Source organism: Methanosarcina sp. DH2 (assembly GCF_020804225.1).
Classification (GTDB): Archaea; Halobacteriota; Methanosarcinia; order Methanosarcinales; family Methanosarcinaceae; genus Methanosarcina.
On record NZ_WJBI01000001.1, the window covers coordinates 247,773 to 267,424 of the forward strand.

General features: G+C 44.8%; 11 protein-coding genes and 1 pseudogene. 3 read left to right on the forward strand and 9 right to left on the reverse strand.

The features are described 5' to 3' along the window. Positions 1-24: 24 nt before the first annotated feature. Positions 25-1,122 (reverse strand): annotated as a pseudogene (locus tag FXV91_RS01035) (methylamine methyltransferase corrinoid protein reductive activase); the annotation flags it as partial. A 304-nt stretch (positions 1,123-1,426) separates the two neighbouring features. Next, on the reverse strand, positions 1,427-2,446 hold the full coding sequence (gene mtaA, locus FXV91_RS01040; RefSeq protein ID WP_229388557.1) for a methylcobamide:CoM methyltransferase MtaA: 1,020 nt from the start codon (positions 2,444-2,446) through the stop codon (positions 1,427-1,429). Between the two features lie 603 nt (positions 2,447-3,049). Between mtaA and FXV91_RS01045 the strand changes: the two genes are divergently transcribed. The 3 genes from FXV91_RS01045 to FXV91_RS01055 all read left to right on the forward strand — a co-directional run bounded on the left by FXV91_RS01045 (position 3,050) and on the right by FXV91_RS01055 (position 9,868). Continuing rightward, positions 3,050-5,917: a cation-transporting P-type ATPase gene (locus FXV91_RS01045; protein WP_229387467.1), complete on the forward strand. Its 2,868-nt coding sequence runs from the start codon at positions 3,050-3,052 to the stop codon at positions 5,915-5,917. 530 nt (positions 5,918-6,447) lie between these two features. Then, the gene (locus FXV91_RS01050; protein ID WP_229387469.1) at positions 6,448-9,531 is read left to right on the forward strand and encodes a response regulator; all 3,084 of its coding nucleotides are present in this window, start codon (positions 6,448-6,450) and stop codon (positions 9,529-9,531) included. Further along, entirely contained in the window at positions 9,503-9,868 is a 366-nt protein-coding gene (locus FXV91_RS01055; RefSeq protein ID WP_275948897.1) for a response regulator, read from the forward strand. The genes FXV91_RS01050 and FXV91_RS01055 overlap by 29 nt, the downstream gene beginning before the upstream one ends. A gap of 380 nt (positions 9,869-10,248) precedes the next feature. Here FXV91_RS01055 and FXV91_RS01060 read toward each other — a convergent pair whose 3' ends face one another. From FXV91_RS01060 to FXV91_RS01090, 7 genes are all read right to left on the reverse strand, one after another. Next, entirely contained in the window at positions 10,249-11,034 is a 786-nt protein-coding gene (locus FXV91_RS01060) for a winged helix-turn-helix domain-containing protein (protein ID WP_229387473.1), read from the reverse strand. A gap of 817 nt (positions 11,035-11,851) precedes the next feature. Then, positions 11,852-12,364 carry an NADH-quinone oxidoreductase subunit B family protein gene (locus tag FXV91_RS01065; protein ID WP_229387475.1) on the reverse strand — a complete coding sequence of 171 codons (513 nt, stop codon included), beginning with the start codon at positions 12,362-12,364 and terminating at the stop codon, positions 11,852-11,854. Between the two features lie 36 nt (positions 12,365-12,400). Then, entirely contained in the window at positions 12,401-14,038 is a 1,638-nt protein-coding gene (locus tag FXV91_RS01070) for an NADH-quinone oxidoreductase subunit C (protein WP_229387477.1), read from the reverse strand. A 16-nt stretch (positions 14,039-14,054) separates the two neighbouring features. Continuing rightward, a complete protein-coding gene (locus FXV91_RS01075) occupies positions 14,055-15,608 on the reverse strand; it encodes a proton-conducting transporter membrane subunit (protein ID WP_229387479.1) in 1,554 nt (517 codons plus the stop codon). Further along, positions 15,605-16,291, reverse strand: coding sequence for a hydrogenase subunit (locus FXV91_RS01080; RefSeq protein ID WP_229387480.1), 687 nt, complete (start codon positions 16,289-16,291; stop codon positions 15,605-15,607). Before FXV91_RS01080 ends, FXV91_RS01075 begins: the two co-directional genes overlap by 4 nt. Continuing rightward, positions 16,288-17,229, reverse strand: coding sequence for a respiratory chain complex I subunit 1 family protein (locus tag FXV91_RS01085; protein WP_229387482.1), 942 nt, complete (start codon positions 17,227-17,229; stop codon positions 16,288-16,290). The genes FXV91_RS01080 and FXV91_RS01085 overlap by 4 nt, the downstream gene beginning before the upstream one ends. Further along, complete coding sequence (locus tag FXV91_RS01090; protein WP_229387484.1) at positions 17,226-19,166, reverse strand: proton-conducting transporter membrane subunit; 1,941 nt, start codon at positions 19,164-19,166, stop codon at positions 17,226-17,228. Before FXV91_RS01090 ends, FXV91_RS01085 begins: the two co-directional genes overlap by 4 nt. Positions 19,167-19,652: the final 486 nt, after the last annotated feature.

Below are 19,652 nucleotides of genomic sequence, written 5' to 3' on the forward strand. Positions count from 1 at the left end.
AACCGTAAGAGATGTGTTCCCTTAATGGGAGACATTGTTTGCGTTATATTGGTTCATCCCTACGTGGTGGGCTTTTGAGGCATCCATGTAAGTCCCGGCAGCTCCTGACATATGAGCTATCTTGAGGTCTTCCATCTCAATGCCTGCAGCTGCACAGAGCGTAATGTGCCCTGCTCGGAGTGCACCTATAGCTCTTCCGGCTGCAATAAGGTCTTTTTCCGTAAACTTAATTCCGTCCTGGAGGTGAATGATCTTCTCAGGAGTCTGAATTTTTGGCAGGACTATCAGCTTGTTCCTCATCCCGGCTTCGATAAGGGCGATAACTCCTGTACCCGTAATACCTTTTGCAGTGACGTCTCCCTTTTCCACTATTTCCCCTGTCTTAGGGTTTACAAGGTCCCCCATGGCTGTTTTCATTTCCCTGTCCAGAACGTAACAGCGCAGGTTCTCTCCTTCAAATTCGACATCGCAGATGGTATGCGGGGATGCAATGGATCCGTATTCAATTTCCTGACCTTCGAGAGCTGGCCCGGCAGCAGCCGATCCGGTGTAAATAATCCCGTTTGATTTCAGGGCCATTTCGGCATTTGTCCCGTAGTCCGTCGCGATCGCAATCTCATTACTCTCGATCATGCCTGCCTTTACAATAAGTGCAAGTGCATCGGCACCGACTTCGTGCTTTATTGCCGGGGGCACAAACAGTTTACAGTTCTTAAATTCCTCAAAACCCTCTATTTCGGTCAGGGGTACTATTCGAGCATCTCTATTTTGCTCTTCAATGTGATACTTCTGTTTCTTACGCTCGCCTGCATATGCCAGGTCTTCAATGGGAATTCCCTGAAAGATAGAAAGCTGGATAGGGTTTCCACAGATTGAGAACTTTTCCATCTCTTCGGGTTTTACTCCGAGTTCCACAATGATATTTTTGACCGCGGTTGCCGAGAGTCCATGAGCTTTGTCAAGCCCGTAATGGATTGCAAAGTCAAGGTGATCCATTACGTTTGCCCCCGGCAGAGGGTTCCGGAGAGTTATCACGGTTTTCTTAATCTCGCCGCTTTCCAGGTCAATTTTCTGGGCCCTGAAACCGCTGGTTCCCAGGTCAATTGCAACTGCTGTTCTCATATCTTAACCTCCTCCAAAAAAGTTTAAGACTATTCAACTAAGTATCTCAGCGTTTATTGTCTTTAATAAATTTCAATAAGTTTTATGATGAATAAGCTGTCCAGATGAGTTTTACCGAACTATTTGCCCGGATAGAGCCTCCTGAGATAACAGCCTGTTAAGGCCATGCTCCGGATATCCTCAATCATGAGGGTCCCTCCTGGCAAAGTTAAAAAAATGTGAATCGGGACAGAACATTCCGAAGTTCTAATTGTTTTAGAGCTCCGGAATTTTCCCGTAAAAAATAAAGAAATTTCGTGCCTTTTCAGGCGTAGAATTCGTCTCTTGCTGCGACCATGGCTTTTATGTTCTCGAGTGGGGTCATGGGTGCAATTCCACAGCCTGGTGCGAGTACATCGATGCCGTCTGCAAGAGCCTGCTTGGAGTCGGCTTTGATCTTGTCAACAGGTCCGGGCAGCAGAGTGAAGGGGCTGGAAACGTTTCCTACTAACCTTGCTCTGGTTCCGATAACTTCCTTTGCCTTCTTAACGCTGCCGATCTTTTCTTCAACGCTGAGGCCTTCAAAGCCGCAGTCTGCCATGTAGCTGAGGATTGCGTTCACATTTCCGCAGATGTGGAGGACGGTCACAGAGTTCACGCTGGAGGAGAACTTCTGCAGCCTTGACTGGAGGTACTGCTTGAAGGAGTCAGGGCTCATGAGGTCAGGAGAGGCGACAGGGTCTGCAATGGCAATAATATCTGCACCTGCTTCGACCATTGCGTTTGCGTACATAATTGAAGCTTCAGTTGCGAGGTCCAGAGCCTGTTCAAAGAGGTCAATTTTTTTGATGGACCATTTCATGAAGGATTTTACACTTATAATGTCGGAAGCGACTGTGATAGGGCCTTCCATACCGCCAATGATTGGCACGTCAGGACCTACTTTTTCCCTGATGATCTTGATTGCTTCAAGTACTGCTGGAATTCTGCCTCTCTGCAGGAGGTCTGCAGGGATTGCTGCGCCTTCGAGGTCTTTAGGGTAGGGGTGACCGGTAACAGAGGGCTGCCTGTTCTTGGTACCCATGTTAATTTCACAGCCCATGGCTTCGACAAGGACGGTAAGGCAGTAGGGAACTCTTACAGCTTCAAGTCCGCTGAGCTCGTGGTTGGCGAGTGCCAGTTTTGCCATAAGTTCAGGGTTCGTGTGGGATTCAGGCCAGGGAGCTCCTACTTCGTCCATGAGTTCTACAATGCCGGTCTGGGTCACGGAACAAACAGGTACTTTGTCAACGGGCTTGCCTTCAAGGGCAGCTAAAAGTCTTGTTTTAAGTGTGAATTCGCTCATATCGGTCATACCTTTTTTTTACTTTTATCCGATTATATTTATTTTTATTACAATTCAATTGTCTACTTGACAATATTATATAGACCTTTTCAATCCAAAATGTTTCACACTCCGGACTAGAGTATCCAGAGTTCGAAACATATTAAAAATTGCAACATTTCCTGATAAATGGGAACAGATAATGCTTTCTGAATCACCCTGTTTGTCTCACCTGAGCAGGAGCGAGAATAAAGGCAGTAAAAACAATCCTCGAGCCTTTCAATTGAGCCGGGGTACGGATATTTTTTTAGTTAACAAATTATAAAAGCTAATTGCCAGGAATTTTTTTTTACCTTTTCTTTGATAAATAGAGTAATAAATTTTGACCTCATTATCCGACTTCTTATCTTCTTAAATGCCTTTTCAGCCTTCGTTTTCCGTCTTTTGTTTCCGTCTTTTGTTTCCTCGGTTATCCGGTTATCTGGAGCCGGTAGAGATTCCAGGTAGAAATTCTATTAAGATCAGCCTCAGGTAATTGACTGTTCTGGACTTGTTTTAAAGAATTAGTAGACTCGCAACGTTAAGTTTCTTATTCTTGTGCCACATTGAACTATAAGGGGTTCGATGGAAAAGGAATCGGCTGGGAACAAAACTAGATTATGCTCTCCACAGGGCAATGAACATCTAATTTCCCTTACTGAGTTTCTACAGAGGTTGGAAGTAACAGAAAACGGGCTAAGTGAGCAGGAAGCTACCCTAAGACTCCGCGAATGCGGACCAAATGTCCTCGAAGAAGCCGGAAAGGAAAGCATACTTAAAAGATATATCCGGCAGTTCCGAAACTTTTTCTCCATCCTGCTGACTGTAGGAGCTATTCTATCTTTCCTTGGCGAATACCTTGATCCTGGTCAGGGGAATCTTTATATAGGGATTGCTCTCGTCGGGGTCGTTGTCCTTAACGGGACTTTCACATTTGTTCAGGAGTACCAGGCTGCAAAGACCATGGAAAGCTTCCGACAGCTTCTACCTCCCCATTCAAAAGTCCTGAGGGACGGAAAGGTAAGGGACTCTCTGGCTTCGGAGCTTGTGGTAGGGGATGTTATACTTCTCGAAGAGGGAGATAAGGTTCCTGCAGACGGGCGTTTGATTGAAACCAATACCCTTAAAGTAGATAATTCAACTCTGACAGGAGAATCGGAACCGCAGCTGCGTTCTCTTGAATGTACTCATTCAAATTTGCTGGAGTGCCGGAACATGGTCTTTTCCGGAACTCTTGTACAGAGCGGGAACGGTAAAGCCGTTATTTTCGGAACCGGAAAGGATACCCAGATTGGAAGCCTGGCAACGCTTACAGAACAGACAGTATCCGTGGATACCCCTATCCGAAAAGAACTCAACCATTTCATAAAGATTATTTCAGCAATTGCGATTTTTCTTGGAATTACTTTTTTCCTGCTTGCATTTTTTATCCAGGATGTTTTTCTTGCAAGCCTTATCTTTGCCATAGGAATCATTGTTGCCAATGTTCCCGAAGGGCTTTTGCCCACAGTTACACTTGCCCTCAGCCTTGCATCAAGAAGGATGGCATCCCGGAATGCCCTTATAAAGCAGCTTGAGTCTGTAGAAACTCTCGGCTCGACTACTGTGATCTGTACGGACAAAACCGGGACCCTGACTCAGAACAGGATGGCAGTAAATTCTCTTATCATAGGGTTTGAGAGTCTGGAGTCTGAAAAACCTTCCATCCCTCAAGAAGGTTTTACGGGACAGGATGTAAAAGAAAGTACAAAAAAAGGTCTTAAAGATAAGATTACTGGCTCTGAGGAAGTCGCTGACTCCGGCGTAAAAGGATTTCCTGTAACAGGAAATCCCGGGTGGAATCCAGAAAAAGTTCCTCAAGTTTTCATAAGGGTTGCAGGGCTGTGCAATAACGCAAAACTTTATGAAGCGCCTCCAGGATACACTGGCGACCCGACAGAAGGGGCGCTTCTTGTTTTTGCAAACGGTTTCGTAGATGTAAAAAAACTCCAGCAAGAGTATCCGAGGCTGGAGGAATTTCCTTTCGATTCCCTTACTCGGCGCATGGAAGTAGTCTGCCAAAGTCCCGAAGGCAAACTTGAGGTATATCTTAAGGGCGCTCCTGAAGTGGTTGTGGAGATGTGCGGGTCAGTCATGGAGTCCGGAGAGATCCGAAAACTTGACGAAACAGAGCAAAAAGAACTTCTGGACAGGCACCTCAGGCTGGCAGAGAAGGGAGAACGGGTAATTGCCCTTGCGTTCAGGCAGGCGGAAGAGCAGAAAGAGTATACCGGAGATTTTATTTTCCTGGGTTTCATCGGGATTGTAGACCCTCCGCGCCCTGAAGCCAGGGAAGCTATTGCAAAATGCCACGCAGCCGGGATCAAGGTTGTCATGATCACAGGTGACCATCCGGTTACCGCAGAATCAATTGCCAGGGATGTAGGACTTGCAGGTCCAGGGAAACCTGAGATTATTACCGGAGACGAGCTGAAATCTCTCTCCCGCACAGAGCTCTCTTCACGGCTTAAAAACCCGAGCATTGTTTTTGCCCGAACCTCTCCTGTACAAAAGTTGAAAATTGTACAGCTCTTCCAGGCAGAAGGAGAGATTGTTACCATGACAGGAGATGGGGTTAATGATGCTCCCGCTATCAAGAATGCCGACATGGGGGTCGCTATGGGCAGCGGCACGGATGTGGCACGTGACGCTGCAGATATGGTATTGCTGGATGACAATTTTGCTACGATAGTAAATGCTGTGGAAGAAGGCAGAACTGTCTTTGATAATATAAAAAAGTTTATTGTTTACATACTTACAAGCAATATCCCCGAGATCCTGCCATTCATAGCTTTTGTTCTCCTTTCTATTCCCCTCCCTATGCCTGTCCAGCTTATACTGGCTATTGACCTTGGAACTGATATCCTTCCTGCTATTGCTCTGGGAGTGGAAAGGGGAGAGGGAGATATTATGAAGAGGCCTCCCAGGCCAAGGGATGAAAAGTTATTAACCTCTCAGGTACTTTTGACAGCCTACGGAGTAAAAGGGCCAATACAGGCTGCTGCAGGCTTCTTCTGTTATTTTGCCGTACTTTCTGAAGGAGGCTGGGCTTTCGGAGAGCAGCTTGCAAACACCAATCCTCTTTATATGCAGGCAGTAACCGCTTTCTTCTCAGCCGTGGTCATCTGCCAGATCGCCAATGTGTTTGCTTCAAGAACCCGGTTCCAGTCTGTCTTCTCAATGGGCTTATTCAGCAACCGCGTCGTTCTTCTGGGAATTGCAAGTGAGTTACTCATTCTTGCCATCATTATCTGGAATCCTTTTGCTAATCTGATATTTAATACAGCACCCATTGATCTAAAGTATATGCTGCTCGCCGTTCCTTTTGCAGTTTTCCTCCTCGGGGTTGATGAACTGAGGAAATATCTCCTGAGAAAAAATGTGAACTGGGCGGCTAGATTCTTTAAATGGTGATCCTTTAAATGGTGATCCTTTAAATGGTGATCCTTTAAATGGTGATCCTTTAAATGGTGATCCTTTAAATGGTGATCCTTTAAATGGTGATCCTTTAAATGGTGATCCTTTAAATGGTGATCCTTTAAATGGTGATCCTTTAAATGGTGATCCGACTACTGGTTCGAAGATAAATTACGGTGAACCCAAAACTAGCTGAAAGTGCAGCTTTAATAATGGGTTGGAAGAAAAAGAACAGGCTGGAAGAGAAGGCTGACGTATAATTTCTGAGATTATGAAGGTAAATTATGTAGCAGGTAAAACTTTGGCAAGTTCTGTTTTTTGACTCTCATTAAGATATTTTCTGTAATATACTTTTTAATTGCCTTTTCTGGATAATAGAGTCTTATTTATCCTATTAAATGTTGCTTCTGGATAAACTTTTATACTATGTATGTAGAATGTGTTTATATATAAACAAACTTAAGCCTGCCTGTTGTAATTAGTGTATAAACCTCCTAATCAGTTTCAACCCCCCCAGAGTTCAGAATATGAATGTGAGCAAAAAAATTTTTGTTATTATCTACATAATTTTTGCCCTTCTTACTTCGGTTGTCATTTTTGCATCTCAGAATATCCTCTACTCGAGTTTTTCCGACCTTGAGGAAAGAGAGGCGATCAGCAATGTGGAAAGTGTACATAACGTAATTGATTTCCAGATTGTACAGCTGGATGAGACAAATTCTGCCCTTTCTTTAAGGGAAGATATCAGGGCTTTTATGCTAAGCGAGAACCCGGAAGACCTTGGCGGGACTCTACTTACCGATCTTTTTACCCTGAGCGGATGCGACTTCATTTTTTTTGTCAATAGCTCCGGGGACATAATATACTCCCAGGTTTCGGATTCAATAAATGCCAGTAATGCTTCCAATGCCTCAATAATTTCCGATATCGATCAGAAAATCAGTGATAGAAGTCTTCTCTGCAAGGAGGGAACGAGTCATTTAAATGGGATGCTCTTGCTGAACAAAGAACCTGCAATTTTTTCCTGCCGACCCGTATCTGCTGCATCAGACAACAGGGAAATGATAGGAACAATTATCCTGGGGAAGAATCTGGACGCCGGTTTTGTTGAGTCAGTTCAGAAAATTACTGGAAATCCGGTTCTGCTCTACAGTCCAGATAACGTACCTCCTGATTTCCAGCAAGCCTTTTTAGAAAATAGAAACGAGAGTTACACACATACGGTAGATGGGGACAGGTTAGCAGGTTATTTTATCCACGAAGACATTAATGGAAATCCGACTGTTATGGTTTGGACGGATGCTGACAGGAGCATCTACATCGAAGGCAGAAAGTCTCTCAGGTATATCGTAATCTTCCTCCTGTTTTCAGGACTCATAGTCGGAGCAGGCTGTAAATTCCTTCTTGACAGGGAAGTCGTATCCCGAATTGTTGCTATTGACAATTTTGTAGAGAAAGTAGGAAAAGATGAAGATTACTCGGCTCATTGTATTATGGATGGGGATGATGAGCTTTCAAGGTTAACTGAAGGAATAAATCAGATGCTTGATCGTCTGAGAATAAATTCTGATACGTTTAAAGCTCAGGAACATGAGAAAAAGGTAATTCTCGATTCTCTCAACGAGCTTGTAATCTTTATGGACCTTGAGCTGAAAATAGTCTGGGCAAACAGAGCTTCTCTGAACCATGCCGGTCTTAAGCTTGAAAACATTATTGGGCAGAAATATGAGGAGTTCTCTCTAATGTCCGATGCTGTTTCTGGAAAGTCTCTCGCACGAAAGGTGCTTGAGTCCGGAAACGAGGAGTTAGGGGAGTTAGTTACTCCGGATGGAAAAGTCTGGATGATCTGTGCAAATCTGATAAAGGATGAAGATGGGAAAGCAACCGGTATCCTGCAAACAGGGCTCGATATTACATCACACAAACGTTCCGAAGAAAAGCTCCTTCAGGCAAAACTGGAAGCTGAGGCTGCTAGCTGTACAAAGAGTGAGTTCCTCGCCAATATGAGCCATGAACTGCGGACACCTCTGAATTCCATCATCGGTTTTTCGGATATCCTGCTTGAGAGAGTTTTTGGGGAACTTAATGGAAAACAGCTGAAGTACGTTAATAACATCTCTGTCAGCGGAAAACATCTTCTTGGACTTATAAACGATATTCTTGACCTCTCAAAAGTAGAAGCCGGAAAAATGGAGCTACATTACAGTGAGTTTTCTGTTGGCTCGATTTTCGAAGAGGTAAAGGCTACTCTTTCTCCTCTTGCCCAGGTAAAATCTCTTAAAATAGGCTTTAAGGTAGAACCGGATTGTACAGACCTTCAAGCCGACAGAAGCCGCCTTATCCAGATCCTTTATAATCTTGTTAGCAATGCAATTAAGTTCACTCCGGAAGGAGGCATGGTATCTGTCCACTGCAAAAAAAGCGGAAAGCGGGCTATTTTTTCAGTAACGGATACGGGGATAGGTATTTCTTCTGAAGACCAGAAAAAACTGTTCCAGCCCTTTACTCAGATCGACGCGTCATCTGCAAGGGAGTACTGTGGGACAGGGCTCGGGCTCGCCCTCGTGAAGAAAATTGTAAATCTACACCAGGGAGATATCTGGGTTGAAAGCGAACTTGAAAAAGGCAGTATTTTTACGTTCACCGTCCCCCTTACCAGACCGTCTGAAGCCCGAAAAGCCGATACTAACGACCTTGATGATGTAATGATAGAGTTTGAAATGAGTAAAGCGGCTGCCCTTTCCGTGAAAGAGTATGCAGAAGAACTGCAGGATGAAATTGAGCTTCCTGAAATCCGCCTTCCTGAAAAAATTATTGAAGCGCAGAATCTTGTTCTTGTGGTTGATGATGACAGAAATTCCAATGAACTGATTTCAGTTATTCTCAAGGAAGAGGGATACAGTACAGCCTCTTTATATCGAGGAAAAGATGTTTTGAACGTTGCAAAGAAACTGAAACCCGATGTTATTACTCTCGATGTTTTTCTTCCTGATATTAATGGCTGGCATGTCCTGAGACAGCTGAAGAGTGACCCTGACACAGCCCGCATTCCCGTACTCATTATTTCCGTGACAGATAATAACGAGCTGGGAATTGCCCTTGGGGCAGCTTATTCTTTTACGAAGCCCGTAAAAAGAGTCGAACTGCTGGACTCCTTAAGAGAAATCACAGGTAAGTTCAGGTTCGAAGAGCCAAGAATCCTTATCATTGACGACGATGAGAATGCAGTGGAATTGTTGAGTTCAATGATTGAACCTGAAGGTTTTGAGGTGATAAAAGCTTATAATGGGCAGGAGGGTCTGGACAGGCTCTTTTCCGAACAGCAACCAGATATCCTTATCCTCGACCTGCTAATGCCGGAAATAAGCGGATTTGAAGTAATTTCCCGCCTGAGGAATGCTGAACAAACAAAAGATATTCCTTTAATTGTATGCACTGCAGGAGAATTTACTGAGAAGAATATTGAAGAACTGAACGGTGAACTTAAGGGACGTCTTATTTCTATTATGAAGAAGGGTACTTTCGGAAGAAAAGAATTAATTAATAGGATAAAACAATTAGCTATGCTGAAGAGGCGTGATGATGAAAGAAATTCTTATTGTCGAAGATAACCCCATGAATATGGAACTGATCCTGGACCTCCTGGAGTTTTACGGACATAGTGTAACCGAAGCCGAGGACGGGATAAAGGCTCTTGAACGCCTTGCTGAGAAAAAGTTCGATATTATCCTCCTCGATATGCAGCTTCCTAAAATGGACGGGCTTGAGGTTCTGGACAGGATAAAAAAGAACCCTGCGACTGCAGATATTCCTGTTATAGCTGTCACAGCCCATGCTATGAAGGGAAGTGAAGAACATTTTATCGAAATGGGATGCGTGGATTATATCTCAAAACCCATAGATATCCACAGGTTCAGGTCCCTTATTGATAAATATTTGGGAGAATAAAACGAAGAAAGATAAACCACAACTTGAAAATGTAGTCTAAACTACAGACATTAAAAGTCATCAAAAAGCTGATAGGTTATCAAAAGATGCCATAAAAACAATTTGATTAGATGTTTGCAGCCTGAGATGGTATTTGTAGTCCAGAGATTTGATTTAAAACCCGGAAAGTGGAGAATCTCAGGAAAAGTAAACTAACGTTGACAGAAGTAAACTGAGGTTGACAGATTATTGTAGCCGGAAAGACATTTTTTGTTTCGAGCCGAGATGTTTTTCCCAATCCAGTTTTCAGTCCCGATTTGATTTTTCGTCTAGTTCCGGCTTCAGTCTTATGTTTCGAACAGATGCTGCTTCTATTTTAAAGGATAATATTCTGTGGACAATTATATTGTCTCCAGGAGTCTGGATGTATCTTTATAATATAGAAAAAGCTCTTCACACCATTTAAGTGCACTTTCATCAAAGCTCATCAACCGCTGATGGTCAAACTTTCCTTTTTTATCAAAGAGTACAAGTGAACAGAAACGTTCTGTTACGACGTCTTTAAGGGTTACGTTCCTATCACAGATGTAGATTGTCGTATTTTTTGATTCCACGAGAGTCTTCAGGTCTTCAAAATAGTCTTTTTTCATTCTATCAAAGACCGGCTCTGTCAGGATAAGGCACATCTCCGCTCCTTTTCTTACGAGCTCGGAGTATATTTCAATATGGAGAGGATTGAAGTATGAAAGAAACATTTTTATATGTTTTGACTCGAGCAGGTTATTTTTGAAGTCTTCAGGGACTTCAAAAAGCCGGTTAAGGTCGGCCTCAAGCATGAAGTAATTTCCGAGTTCGTCTATCCTGTTAAGAAGGTGTTCAGGGATTGCGGTAAAATCATGGTTAATCCAGTAATCATAGTTTTCCTCAAAAACTCTAACCGTATCCAGAAGAGGCTCCATCTTCTCGACAACTATTTCTCCCATATCCGAGAGCCTGTAGGTATTTCTGTCATCCTGTACTATCAGGCGCCCTTCCTTTAACTTCTTTATCTGGGGCATAATTGAAGTCGAATTCACGTTAAGGGCTGTTTTTATTTCGTCGCCTGTCTTGGGCCCTTCTTCCAGAAGGAGCAATACGTCTTTCCTTTTTTCAGATAGGAACGCCAGGTCAATAAGTGATATTTTCATTTTATTCCATCTCCCCTAGAAGCTTCTTAAGTATGACGGAGGGGTTTCTCCTTCATTCCTTTTCAGGAAGCAACTTTTATTGGCAAAAGTCCTTTCTTTCTCCCAGGAGAAAACCGTAAAGGGGACTTAGTGCAACACTCATGCGCTACTTTTCCGTTGATTGCTTATATTTTTTTCCAAAAATTACTTACTTTCTTAAAGTTAAGCTCCTTTCCCTTCCTTTTTTACCCAATTTCCTTTCTGTTTTTAATGGATCTTTTAACTCATTTTCCTTTACTTTTTATCCGGATTTCCAAATATGGTCTTTTTAAATCTTCTTCTCGCTTTTCGGGTTCCATCTTTTGCTTATTTCTCGTTTTAAACCTTCTCGCCCGCAGTCAGTACATAATTGATATTTTTAGTGCTAATTTTTTTTATAGCAAAGATATTTAGCCTTATCCGGCCGCTTAACTCTGCATTGTACTTTTTATTTTTAATAGGGATGCTCCTGCGCCTTTAAAAGCAGTCCTGTAAGAAATATTAAGATACGATACTGCAATAAAAATCAGATCTCATGTAAATCTCCCTGATCCACCGCTATCACTGCCTCAGAGGAAATTTATTCTCACGGATTTCACGAAAATCAGCTACGTCGAGAGCCTACTATTCTGAATATCTTTCAGGTATTTAAAAAATATCGGTGCAGATATAGTAAGTACTGGATAACAAGCCTGTCCCGGCAGATAAAGTCTCTTCAGGAAACAGGACTGGAGCAAAGATAGGTAATTTTGGATAAAAGGAAAAAAACCTCCTGCCTGGGGCAGAAGGAATTCTCTGGTTAATTTCTGGCTTTCTTGACAAGGGCAAAAATCCCTTGCAGGATTTCTTTCGGAGATGGCGGGTTCCCGGGAATTTTCAGATCCACGGGCAGGATTTTATCAACCCCACCCAGTACGGCGTAAGAACCTTTAAAGATCCCGCCGTCACAGGCATCGTCTCCTACTGCTACTACAAACTTTGGGGAGGGCATGGCTTCATAGGTTTTTTTCACTGCTTCAGCCATGTTCAGGGTGACTGCTCCTGTAACAAGGAGGACATCAGCATGCCTCGGGGATGCTACGAAAGAGATTCCGAATCTTTCAACATCATAATGAGGGTTTCCGAGGTTTGAGATCTCAATCTCTGTGGAGTTGTCACTGCCTGAGTCCAGTTCGCGGATGGCAAGGCTGTGCCCGAAAACTTTCGGGATCTCTTTTTTTATTTCTGCTCCAAGGGCTTCCAATTCTTCATCCCGGAATTCAAAGGTCTCCGTAACTTTCGGGCGGAGGAAGAGGGAAAGAGGGTTTACCATAATCATACCTCAATATGTTTCTTTAGTTCTCCGAGTTCAAAGGTCAGTTCCTGCATATGAAAGGTTAAGGCTTTTGTTTATCAGGGGGAAATCAGGAACAATATTCCCTATAACTGCATGTTCTATAGCCTGCCAGTTACAGAAAGATGCGGTTCTTATTTTATAGCGGTCAACAAGCCCGTTTTTCAGATAGATCCAGTGCAGGTTCTGTCCCCTTGGAGCTTCTACGAGGGCAAGAGAGTATCCTGTGGCGCCAGAGCCGCTGATTTCTCCTGAACTCTGCCCGGCGTATCCATCATATTCTGCGCTTTCAGCAAATACGGGGCCCTGTTGAAAGTTTTCTGCGAGGCGCAGGATCAGGCCTGCAGATGCACGGATCTCATCAGCTTTCACCTCAAAACGGGAAAGGACATCTCCTCTTTTTCTTACCGAAGGTTCCGGAGCAAAGTCCCTGTAAGCTCCATAGGGCCTGTCAAGCCGTGTGTCGGCAGGATAGCCTGAAGCCCTTGCAAGAGGGCCTGTAAGGTTAAGCGGAGATACAAGTTCCTTTTTTATTATGCCTGTAGTCGCAAACCTGTCGATCAGTGAAGATGAAGAAATTGCCCTGTCATAAGCAGACTCGAATGCCCTGGAAAACTTCTCAAGGAAGGCAGGAAGGTCTTTCAGAAGGGAATCCGGGACATCTTTTTTCAATCCTCCGGGAATGGTCATTCCGCGCAGGAACCTTGACCCTGTCAGTTTTTCGTTTTGCCTGAGCACTTCTTCTCTTAGCATAAAGAAAGGGCTTGCCACAAGAGCGAAACCCACATCTACAGCCATTCCGGCAAGGTCTCCCAGCAGGGAATAGGTGCGTTCGAGCTCAAGCATTATTGCCCGCAGACGTTCTGCCCTTTCAGGTATGTTTATTCCGCAAACCTGTTCCACTGCCATACAGAACCCTGTTGCATTTGCCATACTCTCGTCTCCGCTCACGGCTTCAGCAAGAGCGACACATTCTGAGGGTTTTTTTCCTTCAACCAGTTTCTCTATTCCCCTGTGCTTATAAAAAAGCCGGATTTCCAGGCTGAATATAGGCTCTCCTATAACACTGAACCTGAAATGCCCGGGCTCAATTATTCCGGCATGCACAGGCCCTACAGGGATCTGGTATACACCCTCACCTTTGACTTGCCTGAATTTGTATTCCCTGCCAGATGTTTCAGTCGGACGGATCGGCCCGTTTTTGAAAGCCTTTTGCAGGGGATGGAAGCCTTCAGGATAGCACTCGTGCAAAAAGAGCCTTCTGGTATCAAATGCACCTGTAAAATCAAGCCCGAATCCGTCCCTTACTTCCCTCTCAAACCAGGAGGCTGATGGGAATATTTCTGCAACTGAGGTAACCTTTTTTCCTCTCACTGCCTCCCGGACAAGTACAAGGGCAGGTGCCCGGCCTGCCTGTTTGAAAACATAAAAGAGGGTAAAACCCTCCTTTTTCTCAAAGTCTTCTGCGCAGAAGAGCCCTATCAGGCTGAACTTTCTTTCCGCAAGCGAAGGAGAGATATCCTTAAACCCGGTTTCCGAAACCTTCAGGTATATCTCGTTTTCACGGGCATTGAGCAGTTCGGGCTCCTCTCCTGCTATGCTCGAAACCATTGAAAGCAAATCCGTTGCATCCTTATTTATTTTAATATCCATATGCACTGCCCCTCCCTTAAACATACCCGAGTTCAAGAATTATCGCATTAAGCAGATCCCTCAATGAATCCGGGAAATAAAAGCCAAGGGCAAGGGCAAGAGCCAGCATGAAAATTGCTGGAACCCTCATTCCATTTCTTACCATATATTGTCCCGGAAGTCTGTCTTTTTCACGACCTGCTTTCACGATGACGTTTTCCAGTTCAATTTCTCCTGTTCCTGCAAGAGTCCTGGTTATTTGCCTGTGGTCCTCTTCTTCGTTCTCTTCCTCCTCTACAGTCACTTTTGAGAAGGCTTTCAACAGGAAGTTTGCAAAGGACGCAGCTGCAAGGATGAGCGTTAGCAGCACTATAAGGGTCAGGTAGGGAGAAATTGCCGCGCTTTCCAGCAGGATGAAAAATTTTGCCGGAAAGAGGGGAAAAGGTGGCATTCCTACGATTGCAATGCTCCCAAGGATCAGGCCCCAGGCTGCCCTGGGCTGGAGTTTAAAGACATCCTTCATATCTTCACGCATGTTGCTTCTGTATTGCCTGTGCAGGATGCCTGCGGAAAACAGCAGGGTTTCCTTTACCAGGACATGGACGAGCATGTAAAAAAGAGTCCAGAAAAGGGCAAGAGGAGTTCCTATCCCTATTCCTATGAGGAGAAGGCCCATGTGCTCGACACTTGAAAAAGCGATCAACCTCTTTAAATTCCTCTGCTGGAGCATGCTGAATGAAGCAAGAGCAATTGAAAAAACCCCTGCTGCAATCAGGATAGAAGATGCCTGTGGGGCTGCACTGCTCTCTCTGAGCAGGGCATACATCCTGATAATGCCATAGATTCCCAGGTTCTGCATTAGACCCGAAAGAATTGCACTTACCGAAGGTGCCCTCGCATAGGCGTCCGGGAGCCAGGTGTGGAAAGGAGCTACCCCTGCTTTTGCCCCGAAGCCTATGAACATGAATGTGAAGCTTGCAAGGAGAAGGGCAGGAGAAAACTCGGAAGCATGAACTGCCAGTTCTGTCCAGTTGAGGGTGCCCTCTCCGAGGGTCTGTTCCGAGAGGGTGAAGAGGAAAATCAGCCCCAGGAAAGCAAAGAGCATGGCTCCGGAGACTATGAAGACGTACTTTAAGGCGGCATCGATATTTTCCCTTGCCGAGAGAATTGCAACAAGCATGGCAGCGCAGACCGTTGTAAGTTCTGCAAATATCCAGAAGAGTGCCAGGTTATCTGAGAAGAGCGCAACAGTGGCTGTGACAAGCAGGAGATTGAAGGCAAGATAGAAGGTCTTCAGGTTCTTGGGGTCAAGTTCTCCGGCTTCCATAAGGCTGTCAGTATACCCTTTTGCATAGAAGGCTGCAGCAGAGAATCCCAGCGCCGTTATCAGTTCCACGTAAAGATTAAGGTGATCCAGATAGAGAGATTCTCCGAGCCTTCCAGGCAGGTCAAAAGTGAGCAGGGCGACGCAGCTCATAATAAGGTGCAACATTCCGTTTCCTGCGGCAAGCGCATTCATGAGCCTGTGAGACTTTGGAATAAGACCGAGTGCCAGGAATATCCCCATTATTAACAGGTAGTACCGGATCACTGGGATTCAACTCCTGTCCAGACCTGCAGTTTTCGGAACTTCTGCCTGTACTCCTCAATGCTCGAATCCATCCCTACAGCCAGAATAGTGGTCAGCATAACCAGGATGACAAGATCGATTATAATCAGGACTTCGATGATAAAGGGAAGCTCGGTCACAAAGAGGCCGAACATCAGGACTCCGTTTTCCATACTGAGGTAGCCAAGCGCTTTTGTGACGACCTTTTTTCTGCTGAACATCACAAGCATGCCCATCAGGGTCAGGGAAAGCCCTATTACAGCCCCGAAGAAGAATAGTTTCGTTAGAGGCAGGCCTTCGAAGACCTTTGAAAGAAAGGTGTAAGAGAGAAGGATAAGGCCTATGCTCAGCAAAAGAGAGGGCGTTGGCTCAAGATATGCAAAGTGAAGGTCTCTTCCGATTTTAATTTTCTCTTCTATTCTGGAGATAAAGTAAGGAATCAGAATCACTTTACTTGCCAGGGTCAGGCCTGCCAGCAGCAGAAGCTGACTTTTTCCGTCTATCAGGTAGAGGAGAAATGAAACTGCAGCCAGCAGAAAAGACTGGATTGTATATGTGGTGAGGACCGAACTCAGGTTACGGGTTGAGATGATCAGCCCTGCGCTGATAAGGACAAAAACGAAAAGGATCTTTATTATTCCTTCAAGGAAGAGAGGGTCAATCATGCAAACACCTCGATAAGGATGGTAAGGGCTGAAAAGAAAAATGCCATCACATAAAATGCAGGAAGCCTGAAGAGCCTCATCTTTGCAAGGGCTGATTCAAAGAGCCCGATTATTATTGCGAGCAGCCCTGCCTTCAGGAGGAAGAGAAGAGCTGAAACCGCAATTTTTCCGGCATCTATCTCGGTACTGAGCCCTACCGGAAGGATTGTGTTAATCAATATCCCCATCAGCAGGAACTGTTTAAGGGCGTGGGCAAGTTCGAGCAGAGCAAGGTTCTTTCCTGTCTGTTCAAGGATCATTGCCTCATTAATCATAGTAAGTTCGAGATGTGTCGCCGGGTTGTCTACAGGGAGCCTGCCGGTTTCCACTATTAGAATAATGAAGAGAGAGATCGAGACCAGGACAAGGGTAGGACTGATAGGAAGTACCGTGCCTGCAGTAAGTGCGAACATCTGGTGCAGGTTCAGGCTTTTCAGGACAAAGGCAAGAGCTGCAAAAGAAATTACCATTGTAGGTTCAATTACAGCTGCAAGGCTCATTGACCTTGAACTACCCATGCCTCCGAAAGCGCTTCCTGCATCAAGCCCTCCAAGGGCGGTAAAGAACCTTTCAAGCGCCAGAAGGTACAGGAAGACAATGATGTTCCCAAGCCCTCCTGCAGGTTCCGGTACAAAGACAAGAGGTACGAAAAGGGAGCAAACTAGCAGAGTTGAAAGGTTCAGGTAAGGCGTAAACCGCATTATCCAGGAGGATGTAGGGGAATATACTGCTTCCTTTTGCATCAGTTTTCTTAAATCGTAGTAAACCTGAAAGAGCTTCGGACCCCTTCTTCCCTGGGCGTATGCCTTTACTTTCCGGATCAAGGCCATGTACAGGGGAGCCGCCAGCAGGGCAAAGAGAGGATTTAAGAGGGCAAAGAGCAGGAACGATATGTTCATACAAAGCCTCCTGTTGCTATGATCAATACAATGACTGCCAGAAAGGCGTAGAGGACGTAACTATCAAGTTTTCCGTTCTGCAGTTTTGAGACATATTTTGAAAAGCTCTCGATTGCCCGTGCAGGAGGAATGTAAAGGTACTCTTCAAAGAAACGAAGTAGGCGTATTTCCACATTTCCGTTTCTAAAGAGGCTTTCCTGCCTGTCGAAATACTCAGCCCTGTGCACGATCTTTGTCCTGTAAATGTTTTTAAAGATCATCACTAGAGGTTCGGAAAAGCCTGCAGAGCTGTATTCCATGTAAGGAGCAAGGGTAGGGATTCCGCATCCCCATGTCTCGCTAATCCTGGCAGGGCTTGTTTCTTTTGAACGGATTATCAGGAATAGGGCTGCGTATATTAACCCGAGCAGAAGCCCCAGCAAAAGCAGGTCCGGAAACTCAATCTCCCAGCCTGCAAGAGAAAGTAGCTGCTTTGAGAAAAGCCCTCCAAGTATACAGAGGGCTGCAGGTATTGCGGGCCCTATCAACATGTGTTTTGGGACCTCTTTGGCAAGACTGCTCTTTTCCGAGCGCGGCATGGCAAGACAGGTAATCCCGAAAAGTTTTACGAAAAGGGCAGCTGCCAGCGCTCCTGTAAGGGCAAAGCTTGAGAGGGCAATTATTAGAAACACGGTGAGCAGAGGGTTAGTTACTGCAAAAGACTGGAAGAAAGCCTGGTAGAGCAGGAGTTCGCCGGCAAAACCGTTTGTTGGCGGCAGGGCTGCAATCGAGACCGAGCCTACCATAAAGAGCGCAGAGGTTGCAGGCATGCTTTTTACAAGCCCTCCGAAGGCTTCGATTTTCCGTGTGCCTGTAGCATGGACTATTGATCCTGCGCAGAGGAAGAGCAGGCTTTTGAAGAGGGCATGGTTAAAGGCATGGAAACAGGATCCAGCAAGGCTTAACAGTGCGAGGGATTCAAGCCCTTCGACCCTGAATATAACATACAGCCCGATTCCTGTGAAAATAATTCCTATGTTTTCAATGCTGCTGTAGGCAAGGAGCCTTTTTATGTCGTTTTCCTTGAGGGCATAAATTACTCCGAAAAGGGCTGAAAGGCTGCCTGCTGTAATGATAAGTACTCCCCACCAGAGTTCAGGCGTGGAAACAGAGAGAAGGAAACGCAGGAAGCCGTAGACTGCAACCTTCAGCATGACTCCGGACATCAGTGCCGAGACACTTGATGGAGCTGCAGGGTGAGCATAGGGCAGCCACTTGTGGAAAGGAACAAGCCCTGCCTTGACCCCGAAGCCAATAAAAAGAAAGAGGAAAGGGAGAGCCAGCTCACTTGCAGAGTATTCAAGAGGTCCGAATTCGGCAGAGCCTGTCAGCCTGAAGAGGATTATGAAGCCCAGGAAGAGAAAAGCCGTGCTGATGTTTGTCATCACAAAGTAGAAAAAGCCGGCTTTCTTATTTTCCTCAGAAGAATAATCATGAAGCACAAGCAGGAGCGAAGAAAGGGACATTATTTCCCAGAAAATCAGGAAGCCTACCATATTGCCTGCAAGTACAACCATAAGCATGGCAAGGATGAAGAGATTTGTCAGGGCTGCCTGCAGGTTTTTCCTGGCTTCGCTTTTAGCATGTTCCACATATTCGATTGAATATATTGAAACTCCGGGAACAACTGCTGCAATTAACAGGATAAATCCGGCTGCTAACCGGTCTGCAGCAAGGGTAAAGTCCAGTCCAGGAAGATATCTTATGGCTGGAAATACAGGCTCTTTTCCAGTGTAGAGGATTGCACCTGCAAATCCCAGAAGCAGGACTGATGAGATGAGAGAAAGGCCAAAGGAAGCCTTTCTTGTGTTTTTACTGCGGTACAGGAGAGGGAGGACAGTTCCGGATATAAGGGCGGCAATTGCACCGTACATTAAGACTTCGAGCAATGTATTCACTCCTCAAACCGTAATCCGGCAACTAATAGAAAAGCTGAAAACAGTTTCTCAGTCCTGGCAGAGAGTTCTGGCTTTCCAGCTCCTGCCTCGCTTAAAGCGAAACTTTCGAAATTATCCTCTGTATATGAGATGCTAGGTTTAGTTCTGTAATTCGTATTGACATTCCACCGTAATTTTCATCCCGGGGTTGCTCTCCCCGGGGACGTTTTTGCCTGATACTTTCTAATATTATATAGGTTTACATTATAAAGTTTATTGTACGGATTAATAATAATTATTCATGATATATATTTTTATAAAGGTAAAGAATCAGGACTTCAAGCATATTAAAAAAATTTGCTCTTTTGTTTCTCCAGAGGGAATCCCTGATATCTGACACTTATTACAGGAGGACTGGAATGGTCAGTACTATAATAACCTTACGCGACCTGGTATGCTCTCAACAGAATTACTTTTAAGTCCAAAACTTTACAGAAAATTAATATA

Excerpts from the sequence above, each read along its gene's own strand:
- mtaA (WP_229388557.1), bottom strand. The coding sequence starts at position 2,446 with ATGAGCGAATTCACACTTAAAACAAGACTTTTAGCTGCCCTTGAAGGC.
- FXV91_RS01045 (WP_229387467.1), top strand. The coding sequence starts at position 3,050 with ATGGAAAAGGAATCGGCTGGGAACAAAACTAGATTATGCTCTCCACAG.
- FXV91_RS01050 (WP_229387469.1), top strand. The coding sequence starts at position 6,448 with ATGAATGTGAGCAAAAAAATTTTTGTTATTATCTACATAATTTTTGCC.
- FXV91_RS01055 (WP_275948897.1), top strand. The coding sequence starts at position 9,503 with ATGAAAGAAATTCTTATTGTCGAAGATAACCCCATGAATATGGAACTG.
- FXV91_RS01060 (WP_229387473.1), bottom strand. The coding sequence starts at position 11,034 with ATGAAAATATCACTTATTGACCTGGCGTTCCTATCTGAAAAAAGGAAA.
- FXV91_RS01065 (WP_229387475.1), bottom strand. The coding sequence starts at position 12,364 with ATGGTAAACCCTCTTTCCCTCTTCCTCCGCCCGAAAGTTACGGAGACC.
- FXV91_RS01070 (WP_229387477.1), bottom strand. The coding sequence starts at position 14,038 with ATGGATATTAAAATAAATAAGGATGCAACGGATTTGCTTTCAATGGTT.
- FXV91_RS01080 (WP_229387480.1), bottom strand. The coding sequence starts at position 16,291 with ATGATTGACCCTCTCTTCCTTGAAGGAATAATAAAGATCCTTTTCGTT.
- FXV91_RS01085 (WP_229387482.1), bottom strand. The coding sequence starts at position 17,229 with ATGAACATATCGTTCCTGCTCTTTGCCCTCTTAAATCCTCTCTTTGCC.